General features: G+C 42.4%; 20 protein-coding genes. 6 read left to right on the plus strand and 14 right to left on the minus strand.

The genetic code is table 11. From position 1 onward, the window contains the following. The first annotated feature begins 198 nt into the window (after nucleotides 1-198). A complete protein-coding gene (gene mgtE, locus KCG35_RS03325; RefSeq protein WP_215818238.1) occupies nucleotides 199-1554 on the plus strand; it encodes a magnesium transporter in 1356 nt (451 codons plus the stop codon). 76 nt (nucleotides 1555-1630) lie between these two features. On the opposite strand, the gene pmbA is transcribed toward mgtE, so the two are convergent. Further along, nucleotides 1631-2989, minus strand: coding sequence for a metalloprotease PmbA (gene pmbA / locus KCG35_RS03330; protein WP_215818239.1), 1359 nt, complete (start codon nucleotides 2987-2989; stop codon nucleotides 1631-1633). Nucleotides 2990-3246: 257 nt separating this feature from the next. Between pmbA and yjgA the strand changes: the two genes are divergently transcribed. Continuing rightward, nucleotides 3247-3786, plus strand: a complete 540-nt coding sequence (gene yjgA / locus KCG35_RS03335; RefSeq protein ID WP_230408975.1) for a ribosome biogenesis factor YjgA — start codon at nucleotides 3247-3249, stop codon at nucleotides 3784-3786. 20 nt (nucleotides 3787-3806) lie between these two features. On the opposite strand, the gene tldD is transcribed toward yjgA, so the two are convergent. The 8 genes from tldD to KCG35_RS03375 form a co-directional block, all read right to left on the minus strand. Further along, nucleotides 3807-5249, minus strand: coding sequence for a metalloprotease TldD (gene tldD, locus KCG35_RS03340; RefSeq protein WP_215818240.1), 1443 nt, complete (start codon nucleotides 5247-5249; stop codon nucleotides 3807-3809). 14 nt (nucleotides 5250-5263) lie between these two features. After that, nucleotides 5264-6106, minus strand: a complete 843-nt coding sequence (locus KCG35_RS03345) for a carbon-nitrogen hydrolase family protein (protein ID WP_215818241.1) — start codon at nucleotides 6104-6106, stop codon at nucleotides 5264-5266. 9 nt (nucleotides 6107-6115) lie between these two features. Beyond that, nucleotides 6116-10078 (minus strand): YhdP family protein, encoded by a 3963-nt coding sequence (locus tag KCG35_RS03350; protein ID WP_215818242.1) that lies wholly within the window; start codon nucleotides 10076-10078, stop codon nucleotides 6116-6118. 47 nt (nucleotides 10079-10125) lie between these two features. After that, nucleotides 10126-11616: a ribonuclease G gene (gene rng / locus KCG35_RS03355; protein ID WP_215818243.1), complete on the minus strand. Its 1491-nt coding sequence runs from the start codon at nucleotides 11614-11616 to the stop codon at nucleotides 10126-10128. Further along, nucleotides 11609-12247 (minus strand): Maf family protein, encoded by a 639-nt coding sequence (locus KCG35_RS03360; RefSeq protein WP_215818244.1) that lies wholly within the window; start codon nucleotides 12245-12247, stop codon nucleotides 11609-11611. The genes rng and KCG35_RS03360 overlap by 8 nt, the downstream gene beginning before the upstream one ends. A gap of 312 nt (nucleotides 12248-12559) precedes the next feature. Continuing rightward, the gene (gene mreD, locus KCG35_RS03365) at nucleotides 12560-13048 is read right to left on the minus strand and encodes a rod shape-determining protein MreD (RefSeq protein ID WP_215818245.1); all 489 of its coding nucleotides are present in this window, start codon (nucleotides 13046-13048) and stop codon (nucleotides 12560-12562) included. Beyond that, nucleotides 13029-13910, minus strand: a complete 882-nt coding sequence (gene mreC / locus KCG35_RS03370; protein ID WP_215818289.1) for a rod shape-determining protein MreC — start codon at nucleotides 13908-13910, stop codon at nucleotides 13029-13031. Before mreC ends, mreD begins: the two co-directional genes overlap by 20 nt. 196 nt (nucleotides 13911-14106) lie before the next feature. Further along, nucleotides 14107-15144 carry a rod shape-determining protein gene (locus KCG35_RS03375; protein WP_215818246.1) on the minus strand — a complete coding sequence of 346 codons (1038 nt, stop codon included), beginning with the start codon at nucleotides 15142-15144 and terminating at the stop codon, nucleotides 14107-14109. A gap of 341 nt (nucleotides 15145-15485) precedes the next feature. Between KCG35_RS03375 and gatC the strand changes: the two genes are divergently transcribed. The 3 genes from gatC (at nucleotide 15486) to gatB (ending at nucleotide 18933) form a co-directional block, all read left to right on the plus strand. Then, a complete protein-coding gene (gene gatC / locus KCG35_RS03380) occupies nucleotides 15486-15773 on the plus strand; it encodes an Asp-tRNA(Asn)/Glu-tRNA(Gln) amidotransferase subunit GatC (RefSeq protein ID WP_215818247.1) in 288 nt (95 codons plus the stop codon). A 222-nt stretch (nucleotides 15774-15995) separates the two neighbouring features. After that, nucleotides 15996-17450, plus strand: a complete 1455-nt coding sequence (gatA, locus tag KCG35_RS03385) for an Asp-tRNA(Asn)/Glu-tRNA(Gln) amidotransferase subunit GatA (protein ID WP_215818290.1) — start codon at nucleotides 15996-15998, stop codon at nucleotides 17448-17450. A 40-nt stretch (nucleotides 17451-17490) separates the two neighbouring features. Then, nucleotides 17491-18933 (plus strand): Asp-tRNA(Asn)/Glu-tRNA(Gln) amidotransferase subunit GatB, encoded by a 1443-nt coding sequence (gatB, locus tag KCG35_RS03390; protein WP_215818248.1) that lies wholly within the window; start codon nucleotides 17491-17493, stop codon nucleotides 18931-18933. 117 nt (nucleotides 18934-19050) lie between these two features. Here the strand turns inward: gatB and KCG35_RS03395 are convergent, their stop codons facing one another. From KCG35_RS03395 to rimJ, 5 genes are all read right to left on the minus strand, one after another. Continuing rightward, nucleotides 19051-19695: a hypothetical protein gene (locus KCG35_RS03395; protein WP_215818249.1), complete on the minus strand. Its 645-nt coding sequence runs from the start codon at nucleotides 19693-19695 to the stop codon at nucleotides 19051-19053. A gap of 316 nt (nucleotides 19696-20011) precedes the next feature. Next, entirely contained in the window at nucleotides 20012-20422 is a 411-nt protein-coding gene (locus tag KCG35_RS03400; protein WP_215818250.1) for a SpoIIAA family protein, read from the minus strand. A 27-nt stretch (nucleotides 20423-20449) separates the two neighbouring features. After that, on the minus strand, nucleotides 20450-21304 hold the full coding sequence (locus tag KCG35_RS03405) for a substrate-binding periplasmic protein (RefSeq protein ID WP_215818251.1): 855 nt from the start codon (nucleotides 21302-21304) through the stop codon (nucleotides 20450-20452). 148 nt (nucleotides 21305-21452) lie between these two features. Next, nucleotides 21453-22346, minus strand: coding sequence for a transporter substrate-binding domain-containing protein (locus tag KCG35_RS03410; protein WP_215818252.1), 894 nt, complete (start codon nucleotides 22344-22346; stop codon nucleotides 21453-21455). 43 nt (nucleotides 22347-22389) lie between these two features. After that, nucleotides 22390-22956 (minus strand): ribosomal protein S5-alanine N-acetyltransferase, encoded by a 567-nt coding sequence (rimJ, locus tag KCG35_RS03415; protein ID WP_215818253.1) that lies wholly within the window; start codon nucleotides 22954-22956, stop codon nucleotides 22390-22392. Nucleotides 22957-23410: 454 nt separating this feature from the next. Between rimJ and KCG35_RS03420 the strand changes: the two genes are divergently transcribed. Further along, the gene (locus tag KCG35_RS03420) at nucleotides 23411-24112 is read left to right on the plus strand and encodes a M50 family metallopeptidase (RefSeq protein WP_215818254.1); all 702 of its coding nucleotides are present in this window, start codon (nucleotides 23411-23413) and stop codon (nucleotides 24110-24112) included. Nucleotides 24113-24231 lie beyond the last annotated feature (119 nt).

The following is a 24231-nucleotide window of genomic DNA, read 5'->3' on the forward strand; positions in this document are numbered from 1 at the left end:
TAATATCCTTCCACTTTTACGAAAATACCAACACACCCAAAGACAATCCACAGCACACTCTACTGCACTCATTCCAACCTGTACATTTTCTGATTTAGTAAAAGAAATCAAGAAGATACTATGGCCTATCGCAAATTTTCGTTAAAATTTGCATTCTAGTGCTTTCTGTAACTTCTGCACTGCCCAACAGGGGGGGTTATGGCTCAACAACAAAGCAGCATTTCCGATACACAAATCCAGGCCTTAAATGAGGCACTGGAGCAAGGGGTATCGCCTCAAGTATCAATGATGCTGAACAGCCTATCCTCAGCAGATATTGCCCACTTACTTGAGTCTTCTCCTCCCAAAATAAGAACCCTGATTTGGCAGCTATTGGAAAAAGAACTTGCTGCTGAAGTACTCCAAGAACTTGGGGATGATCTGCGCCAATTTTATCTGGAACAGATGAATGTAGATGAAGTTGCAGCCCTTACCGAAAATATCGATACCGATGACCTGGCAGATATGCTGCAATTGCTGCCAGACACAATTACCCGACAAGTGTTGGCATCTATGGATGCCCAAGACCGCCATCGTGTAGAACAAGTATTATCCTATCCAGAAGATACTGCTGGCGGCTTGATGAATACGGATATGATTACTGTCCGTCCCAGCAATACACTGGATGTAGTATTTCGTTATTTACGCCGCCATCCAGAATTACCCGAGATGACGGATGCATTATTGGTCGTTAACCGTCGAGATGAATTCATAGGCGTATTACCTATTAGTAAAATGCTCACCACCCACCCTTCTATCAGTGTGCGTGAAGTGATGCAAACAGATATTCAAGCCATCCCAGCCAATATGCCAGCTAATAAAGTAGCTCAGCTCTTTGAACGTCAGGACTTGGTCTCAGCTCCTGTAATGGATGATGAAGGCAAGCTGGTCGGTCGTATCACCGTTGACGATGTTGTCGATGTTATCCGTGAAGAAGGTGAGCACTCTCTGATGAGTATGGCTGGCCTGGATGAAGATGCTGACACCTTTGCGCCTGTTTTGAAAACAGCACGTAGCCGGGCAATCTGGTTAGGAATTAACTTGTTGACCGCTTTTATTGCCTCAGGTGTTATTGGCATGTTCCAAGACACGATAGATAAAGTCGTGGCACTTGCAGTACTCATGCCCATTGTCGCAAGTATGGGAGGAATTGCAGGGAGCCAAACCTTAACCCTGGTGATTCGAGCAATGGCCCTTGGTCAAATAGGGCAGTCCAACGTTCGCTGGCTAATATCAAGGGAATGTATAGTTGGTTTTCTAAATGGTTGTCTTTGGGCCGTTGTTGTATCTATCGCCTCAATGTTGTGGTTTAAAGACCCTATTATTTCTGCTGTTATTGCGCTCGCAATGGTCGTCAATTTACTTATCGCAGCCATTGCTGGAGCCGGTCTACCTTTGCTGCTAAAAGCGATGCGTATAGATCCTGCTTTAGCAGGAAGCGTAGTCTTAACAACCATAACTGATGTTGTAGGTTTTGTTGCGTTCCTTGGGTTAGCCTCCTATTTTTTCGGCTGAGGCCAACACCAAGAACCTTACTATGCTATATACAACAATTGACGGGCTACCAAATAAAAAACAACAAAGTCAGTTATTAGTGTCCTGCCACTGTCATTTGCTCTATCAGCAACGAACCCGTCTTCACATTACTCCGCCAGTCAATGTCATTACCTATAGCAACAAGATTGCGAAACATATTTTTTAGGTTACTGGCAATGGTTACTTCAGAAACTGGAAACTGGATTTTGCCATTTTCAACCCAAAAGCCAGCTGCTCCACGAGAATAATCACCCGTGACAGCATTAATCCCATGCCCCATCAGCTCAGTAACAAGCAGACCACGATCCATCTTCTTCAGTAAATCATTCAAAGAGTAATCATGTGGTTCAATAAAAAGATTATGCACTCCACCCGCATTTGCCGTGCTTTGTATTTTCAGTTTGCGTGCAGAATAAGTGCTTAATACATAACTTTGTAGAACACCATCAGTTACAAAATCTTTTGCATAAGTCGCCAAACCATCATTATCAAAAGCAGCACTACCAATGACACCTTTTAGGTGAGGCTGCTCGTGAATTCTTACATTATCTGGAAATATTTGTTGATCTAGACTGTTTAGCAAAAATGATGCTTCTCTGTATTGGCTAGAGCCTGTTACTGCAGAAAGAAAATGTCCCAGTATGGAACTCGCTAATTCTGCTGAAAAAAGGACAGGAACCTGACAGGTTTCCACTTTTCGTGACCCTAAGCGGGCAACTGTCCGCTCAGCTGCTTTTGCGCCTACCTGCTCTGCTGCTTGCAGATCTCCACTATTTCGCGCAATGGTATACCAATAATCTCTCTGCATCTCCTTTTGCTGTTGGGCAATCATTACACAACTAATACTATGACGACTTGATAAATAGCTGCCTAAAAAACCATTAGAGTTTCCGTACAAACGACACCCCTGATGGCTGGCAACCGTCGCACCTTCAGAGTTACAAATAAGGTCACTTTGTTGGAATGCTGCCGCTTCAGTGGTTTTCGCCAGATCCACAGCTTGCTCAGGCGTAATGCCCCAAGGATGATATAGATCCAAGTCAGGAATTTGCTGTGCCATCTGCTCAGGATCAGCCAATCCTGCACAGTCATCTTCTGATGTATATCGAGCAATATTCACCGCCGCAGCAACGGTGTCTTCAATCGCCTCAGGGGAGCTATCTGAAGTACTGGCTGACCCTTTACGCTTCCCGACATAAGCCGTAATACCAAAACCGCGATCACAGTTGAACTCTACTGTTTCAACTTCGCCCTTACGCACACTAGCAGATAAGCCTGTATCCAAGCTGACACCGACCTCAGCCGCCGTGGCGCCTTGTCGCTTCGCTTCTGTGAGAATTTGTTCAACCAGGCTTTCTAGTTGTTTTTGCTCGACCTTAGGATCGATAGAATGAGAATGTTGTTGCACAGTCATAAATATATTTAAACTTTTAAATGTTAAACGTGCTGAGTCAAGTGATCCAGGCTCGTTATTATACCCTTCACAAATCATTTTTAGGGTTTGTTGTCAGCGCTCTTCACCTCAGTCACTTATTAATATAAGCTCCTGAGGCTTCATCGCTTGACAGCCGCCCCTAAAAACCCTTCGTATTGGGTATATGAATCAAGTAGTGTTAACTCAGATGATTCAGGCTACAATTGCGCCATACTGTAACAAAGATTCCTAGCAGAATGATGACTGAAGACTTAACTGACGAATTTGATGATTATAAGAGTAAATCCCAGCTCAAGCGTGAAATGCATGCTTTACAAGCATTAGGCCAACGCTTGCTGGAATTAAAACCAGATATTCTTAAGCAAATTCCTTTAAACGACAGATTACGCCAAGCAGTGGAAGAAGGTAAACGCATTAAAAGCTTTAATGCCCAAAAACGTCACCTGCAGTTTATTGGCAAGCTCATGCGAGACCAAGATACTGAAGCAATCATTGCAACACTAGATCGCCTTGATAGCACTAGTGAAGAATCAGCACGACGCTTCCACTTGCTTGAACGTTGGCGTGATCGACTACTTGATGACACCACCAGCCAAGAATCACTCAATGAGTTGGTAACTCAGTGCCCAGAAGTTGAGATTCAACATGTAAGGCAACTGATTCGCCAAGCTCACAAAGAAACGGCAGCCAATAAACCTCCCAGTGCCAGCCGTAAGCTCTTTCGTTACCTACGTGAGCTGGACCAGCAACAGGATTTTTTAGGTAAAACCAGCTAAGTACCTAAGCTACCAGGGGCTTATGCCCCTGTGCCACCTACTGTAATTTCTGCAATTTTTAAGGTTGGCTGCCCAACCCCAACAGGTACAGACTGCCCTTCTTTACCACACACACCAATACCAGGATCAAGAGATAAATCATTACCCACCATGGTAATGTTGTTCATAACATCAGGACCATTACCAATTAAGGTAGCACCCTTCACTGGCCGTGTAATTTTTCCATTCTCGATCAAATAAGCTTCACTCGTCGAAAATACAAACTTGCCAGAAGTAATATCAACCTGACCACCACCAAGTTGTGCGGCATAAATACCTTTATCAACGGAGGCAATAATCTCTTCTGGCGAAAGTTCACCTGGTAACATATAAGTATTGGTCATACGCGGCATAGGTAAATGAGAGTAAGATTCCCGGCGTCCATTGCCTGTTGGTTTCATACCCATAAGCCGAGCATTTTGCTTATCTTGCATGTAATTTTTCAGAATGCCATTTTCAATAAGTACGGTACACTCTGCAGGCACACCTTCATCGTCCATATTAAGCGACCCTCGACGACCAGGTAATGTGCCATCATCAACCACCGTACAGAGCGAAGAAGCGACTTGCTCACCCATTCGACCTGAGTAAGCAGAACTACCTTTTCGATTAAAGTCTCCTTCCAAACCATGACCCACTGCTTCATGGAGCAATACTCCAGACCAGCCTGGACCAAGTACAACCGGCATAGCACCAGCAGGTGAAGGCTCTGCTACAAGGTTCACGAGTGCCTGGCGCACAGCATCACGCACATACTCCTGGGCACGATCATCTTTAACAAAAAGCTGGTAATCTGCTCGGCCACCACCACCCGCTGATCCACGCTCACGGCGTCCATCCTGCTCGACAATCACAGAAATATTTAAACGTACGAGCGGCCTGACATCACCCGCCAAAGTGCCATCACTCGCGGCAACCAGGACCGTCTCATAGCCTCCAGCCAAACTCACCGTTACCTGTTTTACTCTAGAATCCAATTGTCGTGCTTGACGATCCATATCTTTCAACAGTGTTACCTTATCCTGCTGACTCAACACATCCAGTGGATTACTTGCAGGATAAAGCGCCAATGGACGCGAAGACTGCCAAGCCTGTACAGACTGATTCTGCCCTCGAGTAGCGATTGACCGAGCAGCTGCAGCAGCCTGATTGAGTGCGGGAAGAATGATTTCATTAGAGTAGGCAAAACCGGTTTTTTCACCACTCATGGCGCGCACACCCACACCACGATCAACATTAAAGCTGCCCTCTTTAACAATTCCATCATCTAAAACCCAAGACTCAAAGCGTGAGTTTTGAAAATATAAATCTGCAGCATCTATCTGATGGCCCAACATCCCATCAATAATATTAGCAACATGATTCTCTGTGAGCTCAGCAGGCATCAACAGTTGTTCTTTTGCAGAGAGTAATAAATCAGTCATAAATAATAAGAAACCTATTTCTTGATCAAAGCCAGTTCATAAGGACATCGATGAGATAATGACGGCATTTGATCACGAATTTGTTTGACCTTTTGTAAATCAATTTCAGCCAGGATAACAGCTTCACCCTTTGTTGTTGATGCAATAGCTTGCCCCCAAGGGTCCACAATCATTGAGTGACCATGGGTTTCACGCTTATCCCCATGAGAACCTGTCTGGTTAGCAGCAATGACATAACTAAAGTTTTCAATTGCCCTGGCTTTTACGAGTGTTTCCCAATGTGCCGCCCCTGTAACAGCTGTAAACGCAGAGGGAATACAAAAAATATCAACGTTATGCTCAGCCAGCTTTCTAAAAATTTCCGGAAAACGTAAATCGTAGCAAATCACAGGTGCTACCCGACCAAATGGAGTATCAACAACGACAAGATGTTTACCTGGCAGGAACTCCTTTGATTCCCGATATGATCCTTTGCTGTCATCCACATTGACATCAAATAGGTGGATTTTATCATAACGCGCAACTTCGTCTCCCTGATTATTATAGACAAAACAACTGGCCAGGCAGCGATCATCTGTTTGTCCTTCAGGTAAAAATGGAATAGAACCCGCAACCAGCCAAATATTATGGGTTCTGGCCTGTTCCGCTAAAAATGAGCGAATAGGACCTTCAACCGTTTGCTCTCCCTTTCCAATTAATAACATCTCAGGTGTAGCAAACGCAGCAAAACACTCTGGTAATACAACTAAGTTGGCACCCAACCGAACCACTTGACTAATTAGCCGTTCAGCATGCGTTAAGTTATCGGCTACATCCATGCCAGAGTTCATTTGTACAGCAGCTACTTTATATTTCATTTCATCCCTTTAATCGTCTTTTTCTGTGTCAGCACTAAATATTTTATCGAACGACACTTTTGGATCAGTCAGTGTCCCAGTCAAACGGTAACGCGCACTGGCAAACTGTTGTACGGTATTACCCAGTAGCTTATCAAATAAATAAATAGCACCACCCACCTGAGGTGCCCCCATCAGTACCGCAATAATGGGTAAGTTATCCGTCACAGGTAGGGTAACCACGATAAATGCATCAACCTTATCTGTTACAAAATTAAGCACACCATCCATCTGAAAATCAGCAGAAGGTCCCTCAATGGTAACTGGACTATCAAAGGTTAAAATTCCCCTGTTAAAACGACCATTGACTTTGAATTTATCAAAGCTCACCCCAGAGGAAAATAAATCCGAAAAATCCAAACGTAAACGTCGAGCAATCGCATTAAAATTGAGAATACCCAACAGTTTCAGTGCATTCGCTGAGCGTTCAGTTTCAACAAAACGGCCATGTTCTATTTTACTACCAAATTTACCTGTGAGTGTTTTTAACGCAAAGGCCATGGGTGATCCTGGCCAGTTAACATCGACAGAGACTTTTGTTTTTTTACTGGTCAGCGTTGAAGCATACCCCCAATTTTCGAGGACCTTACCAATATTTTCAGCACGAATCACACCTTTATAAAAGGAGCGGTGAAAACCACGCTGATAATTCCACGATAAATCCCCCGTAACCGATAGCCCCTGCATATCCCCTACGATATTTTGCACATGAAGTCCATTTGGGTTTGGACGAATATTTGCTGATAATGAGCCAACCTTCTGCTTATCCAGCGTTAAGTCATGAATTCTAAGGTTCATAGCAGGAATCGACTGTGGTTTGACTGCAACATCCTGACTGTTTGCAGAAGCATCAGCTTTATTTTCACCAACGCTACTTATTACCGCTTTATCAACCCAAATATCCATAGGTTGCCGTTGGCTAAAAGGAATATTGACCTGCCCCTTTAAATCATTACTATCAAGTAATACACGCCAGTGATCCCTCATCGTCAACAATGAAACATTGATTTTTTTTAACTGCTGATTTGCGGCAACTAACTTATCAATAACAAAGTTACGGATCGTGACAGGTTTAATTGATGATGCACCCTTGCTATCAAAACCAGCCCATAGTGTTTGCCATTGGCTTACATCAAGCACAGGCAACCAACCTGCTACCTGAACACCTCTGGGTATTGGAGAAATCAATCCACCTCGTCCAACCAGCAAATTGGCTGAAAGCAGTCCCTGTTTACCTAGTAGCATTGCTGCACTGAGTTGGTTGTGAATCATTCCTCTTAATAACAAAGGTTCTTGAAAGGCAATGTTCAACTGTAATGGACGCTTCTCACTAGGAGACTTATCAAAAGGTACGGGTAGATTTAAGCCAATACCTTGTAGGTCAGTTTGAATGGTTAACTGGGGAGCACGTTTTTTAGTGTCATAAACCTTTAATTCAGCCGTAATTTCCGTTTGGCCTTTAACCCATTTTTGAATTGGCTCTGGTGCACCTAACCAGCGCATAAGTGGCTTACTTTGTATTGGAGCTTGCAGCAAAATACTCTGTACAAACTGTTTTTTTTCTTTTTTAACCTCAAGCTTTGCGGTAAAAGCATTTTTTAAAAACTGTCCTTGCAGTCCCTGTCCAAACATGCCCTGTCCAGCATCGTAACGTAATGCACCATTAATTTGATCAAATGTAATATTTTGTTGTGGGAGTTTTATTTGGCCATTATGTACAGCAACATCTACTGTACCAGTTGGCTGAGTCTTTTCTTCTAATGGTATGCTTAAGCCTAATTTGACATTATAGTCACCAGCAACAGTCCAAGGTACTTCAACATCATTGAGTGCATCTGCAATAGGACTCTCATGAAGTAGCTTATTGGCATCCTTCCCCACCAATTTTGAATCACCCTTTAAATGCAGTACTAAAGGTTGGTTATTTTCCAGTTCCGTAAAATCTGCAGTTACTTGTAAACCATCAATTTTACTTTTGCTGTAAAGAGTCCCCTCTTCTACCTCAACATTCAAGTGATCACTACTGACATGCACCAGCGCTTTCAAAGCATTTGCTGTTGGCCAAGCAGGATCATACTGCAAGATTCCCTGACGAATTTTGAAAAATAAACCAAAATTTCTGGCGGCATCCAAATCGTCTGGGTCTAGTGATCCGTTATAAACAAAGGCCCCAGACTCAATATTGGCCTGCTTAATACTCTGATCAAGCCAAGTGACCAGCTCCTCAGACATGGCACCTCGTGCTGGCAAATACTGACTCGTATATTGCGCATCCCCTTCAGTAACTCCGACGGTTAATGCCATTTGTGGGGATCTATCATCAAAGGGAAATTGAAGCCTGAACTGTCCTTTGAAGTCGCCATCATCTCCTGTTAAGGCAACATTATGGGTATACAACTCATATTTGTTATCAAAAATACGCCACTCTAAACGCCCTGAAGCTTGGTCATAATACCAAGTCCGACGAAAAAGGCTCTCTAGCCCCAGGCTAAATCGCTTAGTGTCCAATAAAATCACGCCTTTTTTGGGCGTGATAAGTGTGTAGCCAGAGATACCTGACCCTGAAGGTGCATTCTCCCATGCATCAACACCAACATCATGCAAACGTGCACTGGCAACAAAAGCTGAGGATTGACTTGGCTGCCAGTCCAACCAAACTTGTCGCAGTTTCCCTACCGGATTTAACGTGTGCAACAACTGATGTGCTTCTTTAGGAAGCCACTGTGTGGAAAGGGTCATTTTTTTCAGTGCCGCCAAGTCAATCTCAGATAATGCCAACGTAATTTTTGGTGACTTCATATTGGCTTGATTTGAGTTGTTAGCGGGTCCAGCTTTGCTGCTTTGTTTTGAAGCTAAAGACTCCTTGCTCCCCCCTTCAGTGTTAGGCAACTTAAGTGGTGTATCTCCCTCCAGACGACTATCTGCCGAAATATAGGGTAACGTTAACGGTGGTTGATCATTAACCGCAAGCGCTAAGTCTTTAGCACGCCAATTCCACTGTTGATTAGAAGTCCATTGCAGCTGACTGTTCTTAACTTTGAAGTGCTGTATTGTAGGTAGTTGATGGTTAGCCCAATGTCCTGCCACTTCAGTAAAGTCAAGTACACTCTGAGCATCTAACCGTTGACCATTCCATGTCAGCCAAAGCTTCCCATCAAGCTGTTCGACATTTAGCTGAGCTGATTCAGGAAGAAATATTGCCAACCATGGGGTTAAGTGAATATTCTCAATATCAAGCATGGCGGAAAGCTTTGTATCCTGCCAGGTCTTACCCCACTTACTCAATTTTACAGCAACCGAAATTTCCCCAGAGCGCTGACCTGTATAACCACCCTGAAGAGAGCCCGTCACATGAATACCCTGTTGGGTATTTTCAATTGTCAGTTGAACATTTGTCAGCGCTTGAACCGAACCGTGTACAGGTTCAAAGACGACAGTACTGTCCAATAGATGCAGACGGTTTTGCTGTAAAATAAGGCCTGAAATCAGGCTAAAATCACTTTTCTCTGGTGGCGCTGCCTGGAAACCACGCAAATGCCACTGCTTTGTGCTTTGCTCCTGAAGCTGGATATCAGCACCTTTCACCTCAAGCTGCTCAAACACCAGTGACCCAGATAGAATAGATCCTAGCGTATCAAAGGATAATATGAGCTGCTTTGCCGATAATGTATCTTGCAAAGGGTCCTGAGGATTTTTAATGGTTACATCTGTAGCCACGATTGCTGGGTTAAAACCACGCCAACTGCCCGCTAATTGCCCAATAGATACTTGAGTATTAAGGTAGTCGGCGAGCCTCTCTGACAGCTCTTCACGATAGTCTGTTAATCGAGGTAGTAAAAAACGTCCAGCACTGACATAAAGTGCAATAAGCACAATCAAGGTGACCGCAAGCCACCAAACAATTCGAGAAAACCAACGGGCAATCCAAAGCATTTAGCTATCCAAAACACCAGGCTTATACAAATTACACGCAATTTGCCTTATACCAGAACAACATCAAACTGTTCTTGGGTATACATGGGCTCAACCTGTATACGTATATTTTTTTCAATAAATTCTTCCAAATCAGCTACATTGCCAGAATCTTCCTCCAATAAACGATCCACAACAGTTTGCGCAGCTAACACCAGGTAAGTATCACTATCATAAGCCCGGGCTTCCCTAAGAATCTCCCGAAAAATTTCATAACAAACAGTTTCTGGCGTTTTTAAGGAACCACGTCCCTGGCAAGTTGGGCAAGGCTCACACAACACATTTTCCAAGCTTTCACGGGTCCGCTTACGGGTCATTTCAACTAATCCCAACTCGGAAACTCCGGTAATATTGGTTTTTGCATGGTCCCGCTCCAGGTTTTTTTCTAACATCCGAAAAACTTGTCGCTTGTGTTCATCATCTTCCATATCGATAAAATCAATAATGATAATACCACCAAGATTGCGTAAGCGAAGCTGGCGGGCTATTGCTGTTGCTGCTTCTAAATTCGTTTTAAAAATAGTTTCTTCCAGATTACGATGCCCAACAAAAGCGCCTGTATTCACATCAATCGTCGTCATAGCCTCAGTCTGATCAATGATTAGATGTCCACCAGATTTAAGTGGCACTTTTCGGCTCAGTGCTCGCTGTATTTCATCTTCAACACTGTATAAATCAAAAATAGGGCGCTCGCCTGGATAATATTCAACACGATCTTCAATTCGCGGGATTAGTTTCTTAACAAACTTAAGCACTTTTAAGTAGGTTTCTTTAGAATCTATACGAACCTTTTCAATGACCGGTTCAACCAAATCCCTTAAGGTTCGCAAATAAAGAGGAAGGTCTTCATAGACTGCAACGGGCGCTTTGGTTGAAGCAATACTTTCAGAAATAGAGTCCCACAAGCGGTGCAAGAAAAAAATGTCATTCAGAATTTCTGCTTCGCCAACCCCTTCTGCAGCTGTCCGTAAAATAAAGCCACCTTTATCTTGAATCCCATGCTCTTCAAGCAGTTTTTCCACCATGACCTTTAAACGCTCACGCTCCTGCTGGTCCTCAATACGCAAAGAAATACCAACATGATTGGTATGAGGCATATACACTAAGTAGCGGGCAGGAATAGAAATGTGAGTCGTTAATCGAGCACCTTTTGTACCTAATGGGTCCTTCGTAACCTGAACCACAATGGACTGCCCTTCATGGACTAAATAGCTGATATGAGGTTCAGATTCATTACTTGAAGCCGTTTCGTTCTCCTTTGCATTGTTATTTTTAGGGATAATCTCACTGGCGTGAATAAACGCGGCGCGCTCTAAGCCAATGTCGACAAAAGCTGCCTGCATCCCTGGCAATACTCGGACCACTTTGCCTTTATAAATATTACCAACAATACCACGACGTTGAGTGCGTTCGATGTACACCTCTTGCAGTACACCGTTTTCTACCACAGCCACTCGAGACTCCATGGGTGTGATATTCATCAGTATTTCTTCACTCATCTGCACGCTCTAGTTGTTTTCTCCAAGATGAAAGCCCTGTGGGAACATCCATTAACTGGAGTAGCTCAGCCGTTTCGGTCAAAGGCAGCCCCATCACTCCAGAGTAACTGCCCGCTAAATGTTGTACAAATATGGCTCCTAGCCCTTGTATAGCATAGGCACCTGCTTTATCTAAAGGTTCACCACTGCGAATATAGGCTTGTGCATCGGCATCTGTCAGCGCACGAAAGGTGACATTGCTAACACTCAAACGAGCTTCCATCTGGCTACTGGCTTTTAAAGCAACTGCAGTGATCACTTGATGTGTTCGATTGGACAGACGCATTAACATCGCCTTAGCCTCTGATTCATCCTTCGGCTTTCCTAAAATGCAGCCATCCACAATAACACTGGTATCTGCAGCTAAAACACAGGGACTGCACTTCTCTGTTGAGGATATAATGCTCTCTTCAGCATGTAATATCTGCCATCCAGCATTAGCCTTTTCCTTAGCCATACGAAGCACATAAGCATCCCCCACCTCATCTGCGTAAGGTGACTCATCAATAGCTGCAGGTATAATCAAATAATTAACACCAATCTGCTTTAACAGCTCTTGGCGTCTGGGAGACTGAGAAGCGAGGTAAATCATCAATGCCTCTTTGTGCAAGCACAACCATTATTTACAAAAAAATCTTCACGAACTGTATACAATTAGCCAATATATAAAATACGACAACTCTCGCCAATACACCGCATACCCTACCTGCAAACAATTAACCCTACGACAAAAGCTGAGCAAACGCTGAAGCACTAAGCTAATAGACTATAGATTTAACGCGAAAGTAACGGAAAGAACAACTAACAATGTTCCCTCAAACAATACTCAACGTACTGTATAACTAGCCTTAGTATTGCTCATCCTTAGCTTACGAGGGAACGTGGCCAGCTTAGAAAAATAAGCCTAGGACACTTTATAGCGTCTTCTAATATCTCGAAGAATAATAAACAACCATGGCCACAAGACAGCACTGACCACGGCAGGCATTAAAAACAGCAAATTAGGTGGCATACGACCGACCACAGATCGTGCCCATAAGCTAATCAACTGATAAATACCCACTAACACCAGAATAAAAAGTGATTGCTGCAATAAAGGGAAAACCCGTATACGACGATGTAAACGTAATGCGACGTACGCCACAACCACCATGCCCAGAGCATTTTGACCTAGTAACACCCCCTGCATAACGTCAAGTAAGATACCCAGTGTCCAAGCAGTGATAATACCAATGCGTTCTGGCAGGGCCATTCCCCAATAAATAACAACCATCGCTAACCACTCTGGCCGGCCTATGGCCAACCAGGAAGGCATGGGTAACAAACACAGCACATAGGCCATAAATAAAGTGGCCCAGATAATCCAAGAGCGATTAGCTTTCTGTAGCGTCACGTTGGTTTTCCTGTATAAACTCATCAGCTAGCGCTTGTGTTTGATGATGGGTAAACACCAACAACACATGTCGACTACGATCTAACTTAGCGGCGGGTCTTACTTTAATGACGGCAAAGGGTTTACCAGGATCATGGATGACCGAAATCACTTCCCCCACAGGATAACCCACAGGAAATTTTTGCCCTAACCCAGAACTCACCAAAATATCGCCTTGACGAATATCTGTAGTATCTGGCACATGTCTTAGTTCTAACTCATCCAGCTTACCCGTCCCGACAGCAATAGCACGAACGCCATTTCGATTTACCTGTACAGGAATACTGTGATGAGCATCTGTAATGAGCATAATACGGCTACTAAACGGACTGACAGTAATAACCTGCCCCATCAGCCCTTTTGCATCCAACAGAGGCTGTCCTACATACACCCCATCCAGAGAACCTTTATTAACAATCACTTGATGTGTATAGGGATTAGGATCAATACCCATTAACTCAGCAATAAGTACTTTCTCATCAATTGAGCGGGAAGAATTCAGTAACTCACGCAAACGAATATTTTGTGCAGTCAGTGCCGCCAGTTTTTGCAGCTTTCGTTCTAATATAAGGTTCTTGGCTTCTAACCGCGCATTTTCTTCCAGTAACTCAGCACGAGTTTGTAATGCATTATCAGCCATTCCCCACATCCGTGCAGGAATATCCGCTACCCATTGAACAGGTGTAACAATCACTGTTAACCAAGCACGCACGGTATCCAGATAATTATATTTGTGATCAACGATCATTGACGCCACCGAAAGCACAACACACAAAAACAGTCGTGCAGTCAAAGACCGCTGCTTAACAAATAACGACTTGATAGGTAAAACCTCTTGATTATCAAAAACTCAACGGAGAAATGCCCAATACCTGCTCACCAGATATTGGGCAATGATTTATAGGCTAGTTGGAGAGCCAGGCGCACAGCACCCAACGCCACTCAAGCATGCTACTATCGTTTAGTTTTACGGGGTAAATAGCATTATCTATTCATATACCCATCACGAAGGGGATAACTTACTCAGTTGATAGCAGATCAATAGCATGCTTATCCATAATTTCGAGCGCTCGTCCACCACCTCGTGCAACACAGGTCAATGGATCTTCAGCAACAACAACGGGTAAGCCTGTTTCTTCACTAAGTAACTGATCAAAACCACGCAGTAATGCGCCACCACCTGTTAGGACCATACCGCGCTCAGCAATATCAGATGCCAGTTCAGGTGGAGACTGTTCTAATGCGCTTTTAACGGATTGGACAATGGCAGACAATGATTCTTGCAGCGCTTCGAGGATTTCGTTGCTGTTTAATGTGAAGCTACGCGGTACACCTTCGGCAAGATTACGACCACGGACGTCTATTTCACGTAATTCTTCTGTTGGATAAGCACAAGCGATTTCTTGCTTAATTCGTTCGGCTGTTGCATCACCAATGAGACTGCCATAGTTGCGACGCACATAAGTAACAATAGCTTCATCAAAGCGATCTCCTCCGACCCGAACGGACTCAGAGTAAACAATACCGCTTAAGGAAATAATCGCAATTTCAGTGGTACCACCACCAATATCCACTACCATAGAACCCCGAGCCTCTTCAACAGGTAAACCAGCACCAATCGCTGCGGCCATAGGCTCTTCAATCAAATAAACTTCGCGAGCACCAGCGCCAAGGGCTGACTCACGAATCGCACGTCGTTCGACTTGCGTGGACTTGCAAGGTACACACACCAGCACCCTGGGGCTAGGTTGAATAAAGCTGTTCTCGTGTACCTTATTAATAAAATGCTGAAGCATTTTTTCAGTCACATTAAAGTCAGCAATGACACCATCTTTAAGTGGCCTAATAGCCGTTATATTGCCAGGGGTCCGGCCAAGCATTCGTTTTGCGTCCATCCCCACCGCAGCAACACTCTTTTGGTTGCCATGATGGCGAATAGCCACCACCGAAGGCTCATTCAAAACAATACCTTTGTCGCGAACATAAATGAGGGTATTGGCAGTCCCCAAATCTATCGACAGGTCACTGGAAAAAAATCCCCGTAATTTTTTTAGCATGCGTCGCTATCTTCCCAACAAAAAAACTAAAACCGATGCTGCCGAACTCTAACAACGGCAGCAAGTTTGAGCAAGTTCAATACACATTCATCGAGGTATAGACATTTTTCGGCTTGAGATTATGTATTAATACCCCTAAATTAAACTGCTTATATCATTCGCTGTGACATAGAGTGAGTGGATGAGCTATTTAGCAAAAAGGCTCAAACGCTCAGAAATCATGTAATAACTATATATTCAAAATATTCAAATTTCGTACTGTATCTGTATGCTTTTCACTTTAGCCTGCAGGTATAATTGTCTATGATACGCAATTCTCAACCCATTTTGTGGAGATACTCATGGCGCTTGACCGCTCAGATGTGGAAGGTATTGCCCACTTGGCTCGCATCGCGATCAATGAACAAGACATTGAAAACACCACCGCTACCCTTAAAGACATTTTACACATGGTTGATCAAATGCAGGCGGTCAATACTGACAATATTGAGCCTTTAGCTCACCCGCTTGAGCTCGTTCAGCGTTTGCGTTCAGATGAAGTTACTGAAGCTAACCAACGAGACCACTTTCAACAGCTGGCACCTCAAACTGAAAACGGGCTATACCTGGTGCCTAAAGTTATTGAGTAAAGAGTTATCGAAAAACCGGCACCAATACGTTTTAACATTACCGCAAAGTAATTACCGCTACACCAAAGATAGATAAACCATCACTTTTTTTCATCTAGCTGTTACATACCCTACTCGTTGGGTAACTTATTGAGTGAAGTATGGTACTCACCACCACTCAATGAGCTACTGCTAAAAACAGCTACTGATCAAAGGTTAGTGGTTCAACAGGATATTGCTGCAATGCACGAACTGACAATCGCTGAGCTGGTTCAAGGTCTGGCTGATAAAAAATTCTCCAGCGTCGAACTTACGCAACACTATATCTCCAGAATTAATCAACTTGACAAAAAATACAACAGTTTTATTACGGTTAACGAAGACGAGGCCTTAAATCAAGCCAAACAGGCTGATCAGCTCAGAGCTAATGGTCAAGCGAATCAATTTGCAGGTATCCCCGTTGCCCATAAAGATATTTTCTGCACCAAGGGTATAAAAACAACCTGTGGTTCAAAAATGCTAGCTAACTTTGTTGCGCCTTATGAGTCAACCGTCACAGAAAAGTTCAGTCAAGCTAACTTTATTACCCTGGGTAAAACCAATATGGATGAATTTGCCATGGGTTCGTCCAATGAAACCAGCCACTTTGGCTCAGTTTGCAATCCCTGGGATACCAAACGTGTACCAGGAGGCTCATCAGGTGGCTCAGCGGCAGCGGTAGCAGCACAACTTACACCAGCCGCCACAGGAACAGATACCGGCGGCTCTATTCGCCAACCAGCAGCGCTGTGTGGTATTACAGGCATTAAACCTACTTATGGGCGTGTCTCTCGTTGGGGGATGATTGCCTTTGCTTCCAGCTTGGATCAAGCAGGTCCAATGACGCGTACCGCAGAAGATGCCGCACTACTCCTTAATGTGATGTCCGGCTTTGATTGCAAAGACTCAACCTGTGTTGATCAACCCGTACCTGATTATACCGAGTCACTCAATCAGCCACTGACGGGTCTGCGCATTGGCTTACCTAAAGAATATTTTTCTGCAGGTATCGATAGTAACGTCAGTAAAGCCATTCATGCTGCACTTGATGTCTACCGCCAGCTGGGTGCCACCATCAAAGAAGTCAGCTTACCGCATACCGCTTTATCGCTGCCTGCATATTATGTTATTGCACCTGCAGAAGCTTCCTCCAACTTATCGCGTTTCGATGGCGTTCGTTATGGCTATCGCTGTGAAACTCCAGAAAATCTGGAAGACCTCTATAAACGTAGCCGTGGTGAAGGATTTGGAGCAGAAGTCAAACGTCGTATTCTAGTCGGTACTTATGCATTATCAGCTGGCTATTACGATGCTTACTACATCAAAGCCCAAAAAATCCGTCGCTTGGTCAAGCAGGACTTTACTGATGTATTTAATGAAGTAGACGTCATTATGAGTCCAACGGCTCCAACCACAGCCTTTAACCTTGGCGAAAAAATGGATGATCCTGTTGCCATGTACGCCTCAGACATTAATACCATTGCAGTTAACTTGGCCGGCTTGCCTGCCATGTCAATTCCTGCGGGTTTAGTGGATGGCTTACCAGTAGGTTTGCAAATGATTGGTAACTACTTTGCTGAAGCCAAACTGCTGCAAGTTGCCCATCAATTCCAACAGGCCACTGATTGGCACCGCCAACGCCCAACAGCGCTTGACTAGTCAACAAGGTATATAGGTTTAACACGAGGTTATAGCAATCATGCAATGGGAAGCGGTTATTGGGTTGGAAGTTCACGTACAACTTGCAACTAAATCAAAAATATTTTCTGGTGCCAGCACTGCTTTTGGTGCAGAACCAAACACTCAGGCCTGCGCGGTGGATTTGGGCCTGCCAGGTGTATTGCCTGTACTCAACGCCGAAGTTGTACGGATGGCAGTGATGTTTGGCTTGGGTATACATGCACACATTAATCAAACCAATATATTTGCCCGTAAAAACTACTTTTATCCAGACCTACCCAAAGGCTATCAAACCAGTCAGATGGACTTGCCTATTGTGGGTAAAGGTTATGTGGATATACCTTTAGACAATGGCGAAATGAAGCGCATTGGTGTCACCCGCGCTCACTTGGAAGAAGATGCTGGTAAATCACTCCATGAAGACTTTCATGGTATGACGGGTATTGACTTGAACCGTGCAGGCACACCACTGTTGGAAATTGTTTCCGAACCAGAGCTATGTTCAGCTAAAGAGGCCGTGGCTTACTTAAAATATATTCATGGCTTGATCCGTTACTTGGGCATTTCTGATGGCAACATGGCTCAAGGTTCCATGCGCTGTGATGCCAATGTATCCATTCGCCCGAAAGGCGAAACCACCCTCGGTACCCGTGCTGAAATTAAAAACGTCAACTCTTTCCGCTTTATTGAAAAAGCCATTAACTTTGAAATTGAGCGACAAATTGATGTACTTGAAGCCGGTGGTAAAGTCGTCCAGGAAACACGTCTTTACGACTCAGAACGCGATGAAACGCGTTCCATGCGTGGTAAAGAAGAAGCTAATGACTACCGCTACTTCCCCTGCCCTGACTTGTTACCCGTTGTCATCAGCGATGAGGATTTGCGGGCGATAAAAGAGGCATTGCCTGAACTGCCAGAGCAAAAACGTCAGCGTTTTATGGATAAATTTAAGCTAAGTGAGTATGACGCAACGATTCTAACGGAAGAGCGAGAAACAGCAGAATATTTCGAGCAAGTAGCAAGCCAATGTGGTGACGCCAAACTGGCTGCCAACTGGATGATGGGTGAAATAGCCGCAAGGTTGAATAAAAACAACCTAGAGATTACTGAAAGCCCAGTACCTGCTGACCGTTTGGCGAAGCTACTTAGCCGTTTAAAAGATCAAACCATTAATGGTAAAGGGGCTAAAACCGCATTTGAGGCATTATGGGAAGGTGCTGATGATGTTGATGCGGTAATCGAAGCCAAAGGATTAAAACAAGTCACCGATACCCATGCTATTGCCGCCATCATTGATGACATTATTGCTAAGCATCCTGAGCAAGTTGAGCAGTATAAAGCTGCTGATGATGCCAAACGGAAAAAAATGATTGGCTTTTTTGTCGGGCAAGTGATGAAAGCCTCAAAAGGCAGTGCTAACCCAGGTCAGGTTAACCAGCTTTTGCAGCAAAAGCTTTCTTAATCAGAAAAATTGGATTAAGCCGCAGTTAAAGTCTGTAAATAAACCAATAAAAAAAGAGATACCGTAAAAGGTATCTCTTTTTTTTCGTCCACAGAAAAAATGTTTTTTAAAGATGCCCTATATTCGTTCAACTGAGTATATAGCACCAGTCTCTTTCATTGCCTGCAACTTGCTGATATCAATATAAAAGGGTTCACTGTCATAGTAAGCATCATCTAATGCTTTATGAGTACGAATATCTTTTCGTACCCCCGATGCTTTGTTATAAGCCAATTTACTAATTTTAAGCTCCATTTGTGTCGAGGATAAATGGTTTACTCTCATCACTCCATATTTATAGGTTGTATCAGCATCTTCAAAAATTTTTGTAAAATTAACAATATACAGATCATTGACTGCTGGCTGTTCAATCATCGAAGTCTCTTTAACATCAGATTGATGTGACGCGTAAACACCAAATAAAGCGATACACGCAATGATGATTAAACCAGCAAAGAATGGAAGGGTATTTTTTTTAGTAAAAACGTGAGATTTTATTTCTTTTGCAAGGTCTTTTGGAATCTCTTTATCAATAAATGCACCTTTGCAGTGCGTGCATTCAATGCCTACCTGTTTCGAAGTAACCAGCGTGGGAATCCAGTACAAATGAAAGTAACGTAAAACGCCAAAAGTAATAAATTCGTCTTTACCACAGGAGGGACATTCAACTCCCTGAATAACTTGGCCTGCTACCGTCTTTCCTCTCGTACCAAATATAATCATACTTCCTCCACAACTACTACTTATGAGATAAGCAACCCTGATTACTGGGTTGGCAAGCCAAATACGCGTTTTTATAAAGAACGATGTCTAGTCTATTCTGACAAGCATAAAGGTGTGCGGATAATAATACAGACACTCATAAATTAAAACAGAATTATTGTTTTTAGTTGACCAACATCAGCCATATTAATTCACTATATAGCCAGTGCATTTTTAAGGAGAGGAAGTAATGAGAAAAGAGAATAAGATAAACAATGTGTTTTAAAACCCAACCGTAAGCATTTATTTTTTGAGTCAATATAACTAGAAACTCAAATTATTTATTCAACCAATCTATCGCATCATTTTTATTTTCAAAATACTGCACTTCACCGGTTACAAACCAAGCACCTATTTTAGCTGCCGTCTTTTGCCAGTTTTTATTGCCATAGATAGCCACTTTCTCAAACTCATTTCTGTGTTTTAAACCAAGTTTCAAGTCATCCCACATTGCTCTTGGCTCAAAACCTTCCAATTCAGTAGTATCTATAACCGCTTTTATCTTTGCATCTTTGGCATCAGCCAGTGCAGAGTCAAGCTCAGGATTAAACTTTTCATAGTCGTTATGAGTCAGCTTTCCCGTCGCTTTAAGTGATAGATAAGCGTTCTCATCATAAGTGACTTTATTAATGGATATACCATGATCATCGTGGTTCATATTATGACTACCTTCTAATGCTTGATACACAATTTGCCCCCTTTAAGAGAGCCCATTCTATTTAGGCTTAAACCATAACCGCTCATCATCCACAGGCGTTTCAGGCGGTAACATTGGGTTCGTTATTTTAATAATACGCCGATTTGCAATATTTGCTTTACTCACCGCATCACCACTGTACTTATTAAAAATCTCATCAAACGAGCCATCCGTCATCATGGTATCTAGCCCTTCACGTAAACGATCTGCAAGTTGAGTGTCATTTCGATTAGTAAAAAAGTAGTATGGCCAGGGATAAACGATTAAGAGATTTTGCTCAATCGCAATATTTTTATTTTCATCTTTTCGAGCGTCATATTCAGCAAAGGCTTCATTTATACCCCGTGGGAATAAATCAAACCGACCAGCATTAAGCATTTTAAATAAAGACTCATAACTTGCTGTTCGCACTTTTATGTTATTTGCCTCATAGATGACAACATCCCCCCATCCAGTGCCTTGTCCTATCGTCACTTTTTGCAGATCAGCAAGGCTATTCAGCTGGTCAATCTTTGCTTGATTATTTTTATTAATCAGCGAAACCCGATAACCTAAAATACCTTTACGTAGAGGTATACGTATAGGTAATAACTCACGCTCTTTAACTGGAGAAGTTGAAGACCAGATAACATTGACACCTCCTCCTTTTTTGAGTTCTTCAATATAACGAATTTCCCTCATGACCGTTTTATAGGGCATTAATTCAAAACCACCATACTTGTCTTCGGTTTTATTGAGTGCCATTTCCAGAATCTCAATAAGATCCGAAAAACGCGTATCATTTTCTGACTCTGGCGGAGGATAAACAACTTTAACCGCGGCCAAACTTGGCAAAGAAAGTATAAAAAAGCAAATCGTTAATAATCGTCTCATTGTTTATACTCCCACCCAATTTACTACTAAACACTCACATACCCTGAACGCTAATAGTCCCAGTATAGAATAATAAACTTAAACTAAGTCAGCATAGTGATCAGATAAAGATAATTTTAGCGTGCAATCAACTTTCTACGAAACTGTATCACTTTAAAAACCAAAGAGAAGGATCATCGAGAGGAGTCTGCTTAGGCAAAAATGGATTTTCAATATGGATGATGTGCCTTTTCAACAAATTTGCTTGTTCAATGGCAACCTGATGATACTGATGAAAAATTTGATCGAATGATCCATTTTTAATCATCATTCGTAGCCCATTTTCAATCCGTTCTGCTAGACGCCCATCCGCTTTATTAGTAAAAAAATAATATGGCCAGGGATATACAATCAAAAAACTTTGCTCAACTGCAAGATTTGGATAACTCGTCTTGAAGCGTTGGTATTCATCAAAGACTTCATTTACACCTCGTGGAAAAAGATCAAAGCGTCCAGCATTCAACATCCTAAACAGCAATTCATATCGGGCTGTACGTACTTTTATATTGTTACTTCTATAGACACTTACATCCCCCCACCCAATTCCCTGCCCCACTTCAATTAACCGTAATTCTTCAATGGTTCTTATTTTTTCTACTTTTGACTGATTATTCTTATTGATTAATGAAACTCTGTAACCTAATAAACCTTTACGTAAGGGAATCCTTATGGGACGTAAGGTTTTTTCTTTCTCAACCGAGGTCGAACTCCAGATAACATTAAGACCTATATCACTCCTTAAACGCTCGATATAACGACCTTCACTTAATATTTCTTTATCAGCAACCAGCTCATACTCACCATATTCAGGCACAGTAACTTCCAACGACTGCCGCAAAATTGATATTAAGTCTTTAAAACGCAGATCATCTTTATCAACAACAGGGTAAATCACTGTTATCGCCATAGCTTGGTGTGAAAATATCCACAACAATATAAAACAAAATAAAAAATGAATACTCTTTTTCATAAATAAGGATAGACAAATAATTTTTCTATCCACTAAATATATACCCTTAACTTATTTTTACACTAAATTGCCCCCTTCATTGAAGGATATCCCCCCACTGCTCATTAACCTTTGCCGTTAAAATATGATCACGCCACCGCCCATTAATGTTCAAGTAGGCTTTGGCATACCCTTCCTTTTCAAAGCCAAGTCGAGCTAACAACTGCCCACTTCGTTCATTTTCTGGAATGTAATTAGCCATTATTCGGTGCAGCTTATGTTCTTTAAACATATATTCAATGGTATTCGATAACACCTTAAACATCAGGCCCTGTCCTTGGTAACGATAATCTACTGAGTAACCCAAGTGGCATGCCTGAAAAGCACCACGGACAATATTACTATAATTACAAACAGCTAAAATCCGTTTACGTTCCCCATCAAATACTGACCAGTATACACCCCGATCCGCCTGATAAAGAGCCAAAAACAACTGAAGACGTTTTTTCCAAGCCTGTAAGGTATGATACCGGCTCTCCCGGATAGGCTCCCACTGAACCAAGTGATCCGTATTATCCAAATAATACTGTTGAATAATACTTGCTTCACTTGGATCTGGAAGCGTTATGATTAAATCATCTTTGTTAATGCATGGTACTGGCATAGCTTTCACTCGTTATAATGCTCTTGTTTTGTTTGTTATTAATATAAATTGACGTAAATTCAACCACAGTTTCGGATAATAAGTGCAAGACATTTTTAACAAAGACTTTACCTCTACGTCCTTGCTTGCCGTACGCCCCTTGTCATTAATATTAAATACTTATTTAATATCATCATGAACTGATAGCTTATCATTTTTTCTCATTAAATTTTAACTACTGAATTGCCCTTATCTCCCCATTAAATAAATTTTTTCTAATATTGAACTTTCTTCAACTATAAATACTATTGGCATATAATATACAAAAATTCAAACGCTTGTTTACCCTTCAACTTGATATCACTTCTATGCATTCAAATAATTTTGATATATTAACTTACAGATAGTACCAGCATCCTCAGAAGAGTTAAAAACAACCAATCAACCATTGTAATCATTGGATAGTGAGCAAAAAGTGAACTCAACCACCTCCACAACACCAATGTCCACCTCATCCATATGGACAGCCAGACTCGCCAGTTTAGTCATCATAGTTGGGCTATTTATTGGCTGGAACAGCCTTTGGGTTTACCCTTTTCAAATGTTAACCGTCTTCTTCCATGAACTATCCCATGCTATTGCCGCACTCTTAACAGGTGGTGAAGTGCTTGAGTTTTTTCTTGATCCTCGTCAAGGAGGCCATATCATTCATCGAGGAGGCAATTTGATTATCACCGCAACCGCAGGTTATCTTGGCTCATTAATCTGGGGTGTTGTATTGTTTTGGGCTGCCCACTTATCACGTTTTGATAAAGTGATTAATGGTTTTCTTGCTTTGATCATTTTGATTGTTCCCTGGTTGCTGAATGGACAAGCATTTGCATTAATATTTTGCTCTATTTTTGGAATCTGTTTATTAATTACCAGTATTAAAGCTTCCCATTGGATTAATGATTTTTTGCTCAGACTAATTGGACTTTCGTGCGTATTATATGTGCCTGGTGATATTTACAGTGATACTATTGCTCGTAGTGGTATCATCATTTCAGATGCGACAAATATTGCAAAGCTACTGGGAGGCAGTACCATGCTCTGGGGAATAATCTGGTTAGTGATATCACTTGTTATACTACTCATCATGTTTATCCAACTATGGAAATCACCTGGCGCTAATTAAAAATACTTTTAGTCTACCCTTCGTATCAACTCACATCGAAGGGTACACAGTACTCATTTATATCTTCAACTTGATAGCATTCTCTCCATTCAAAGCACTATTCAAATACATTGATTTGT

The organism is Zooshikella harenae (assembly GCF_018837975.1).
In the GTDB taxonomy this organism is placed as follows: Bacteria; Pseudomonadota; Gammaproteobacteria; order Pseudomonadales; family Zooshikellaceae; genus Zooshikella; species Zooshikella harenae.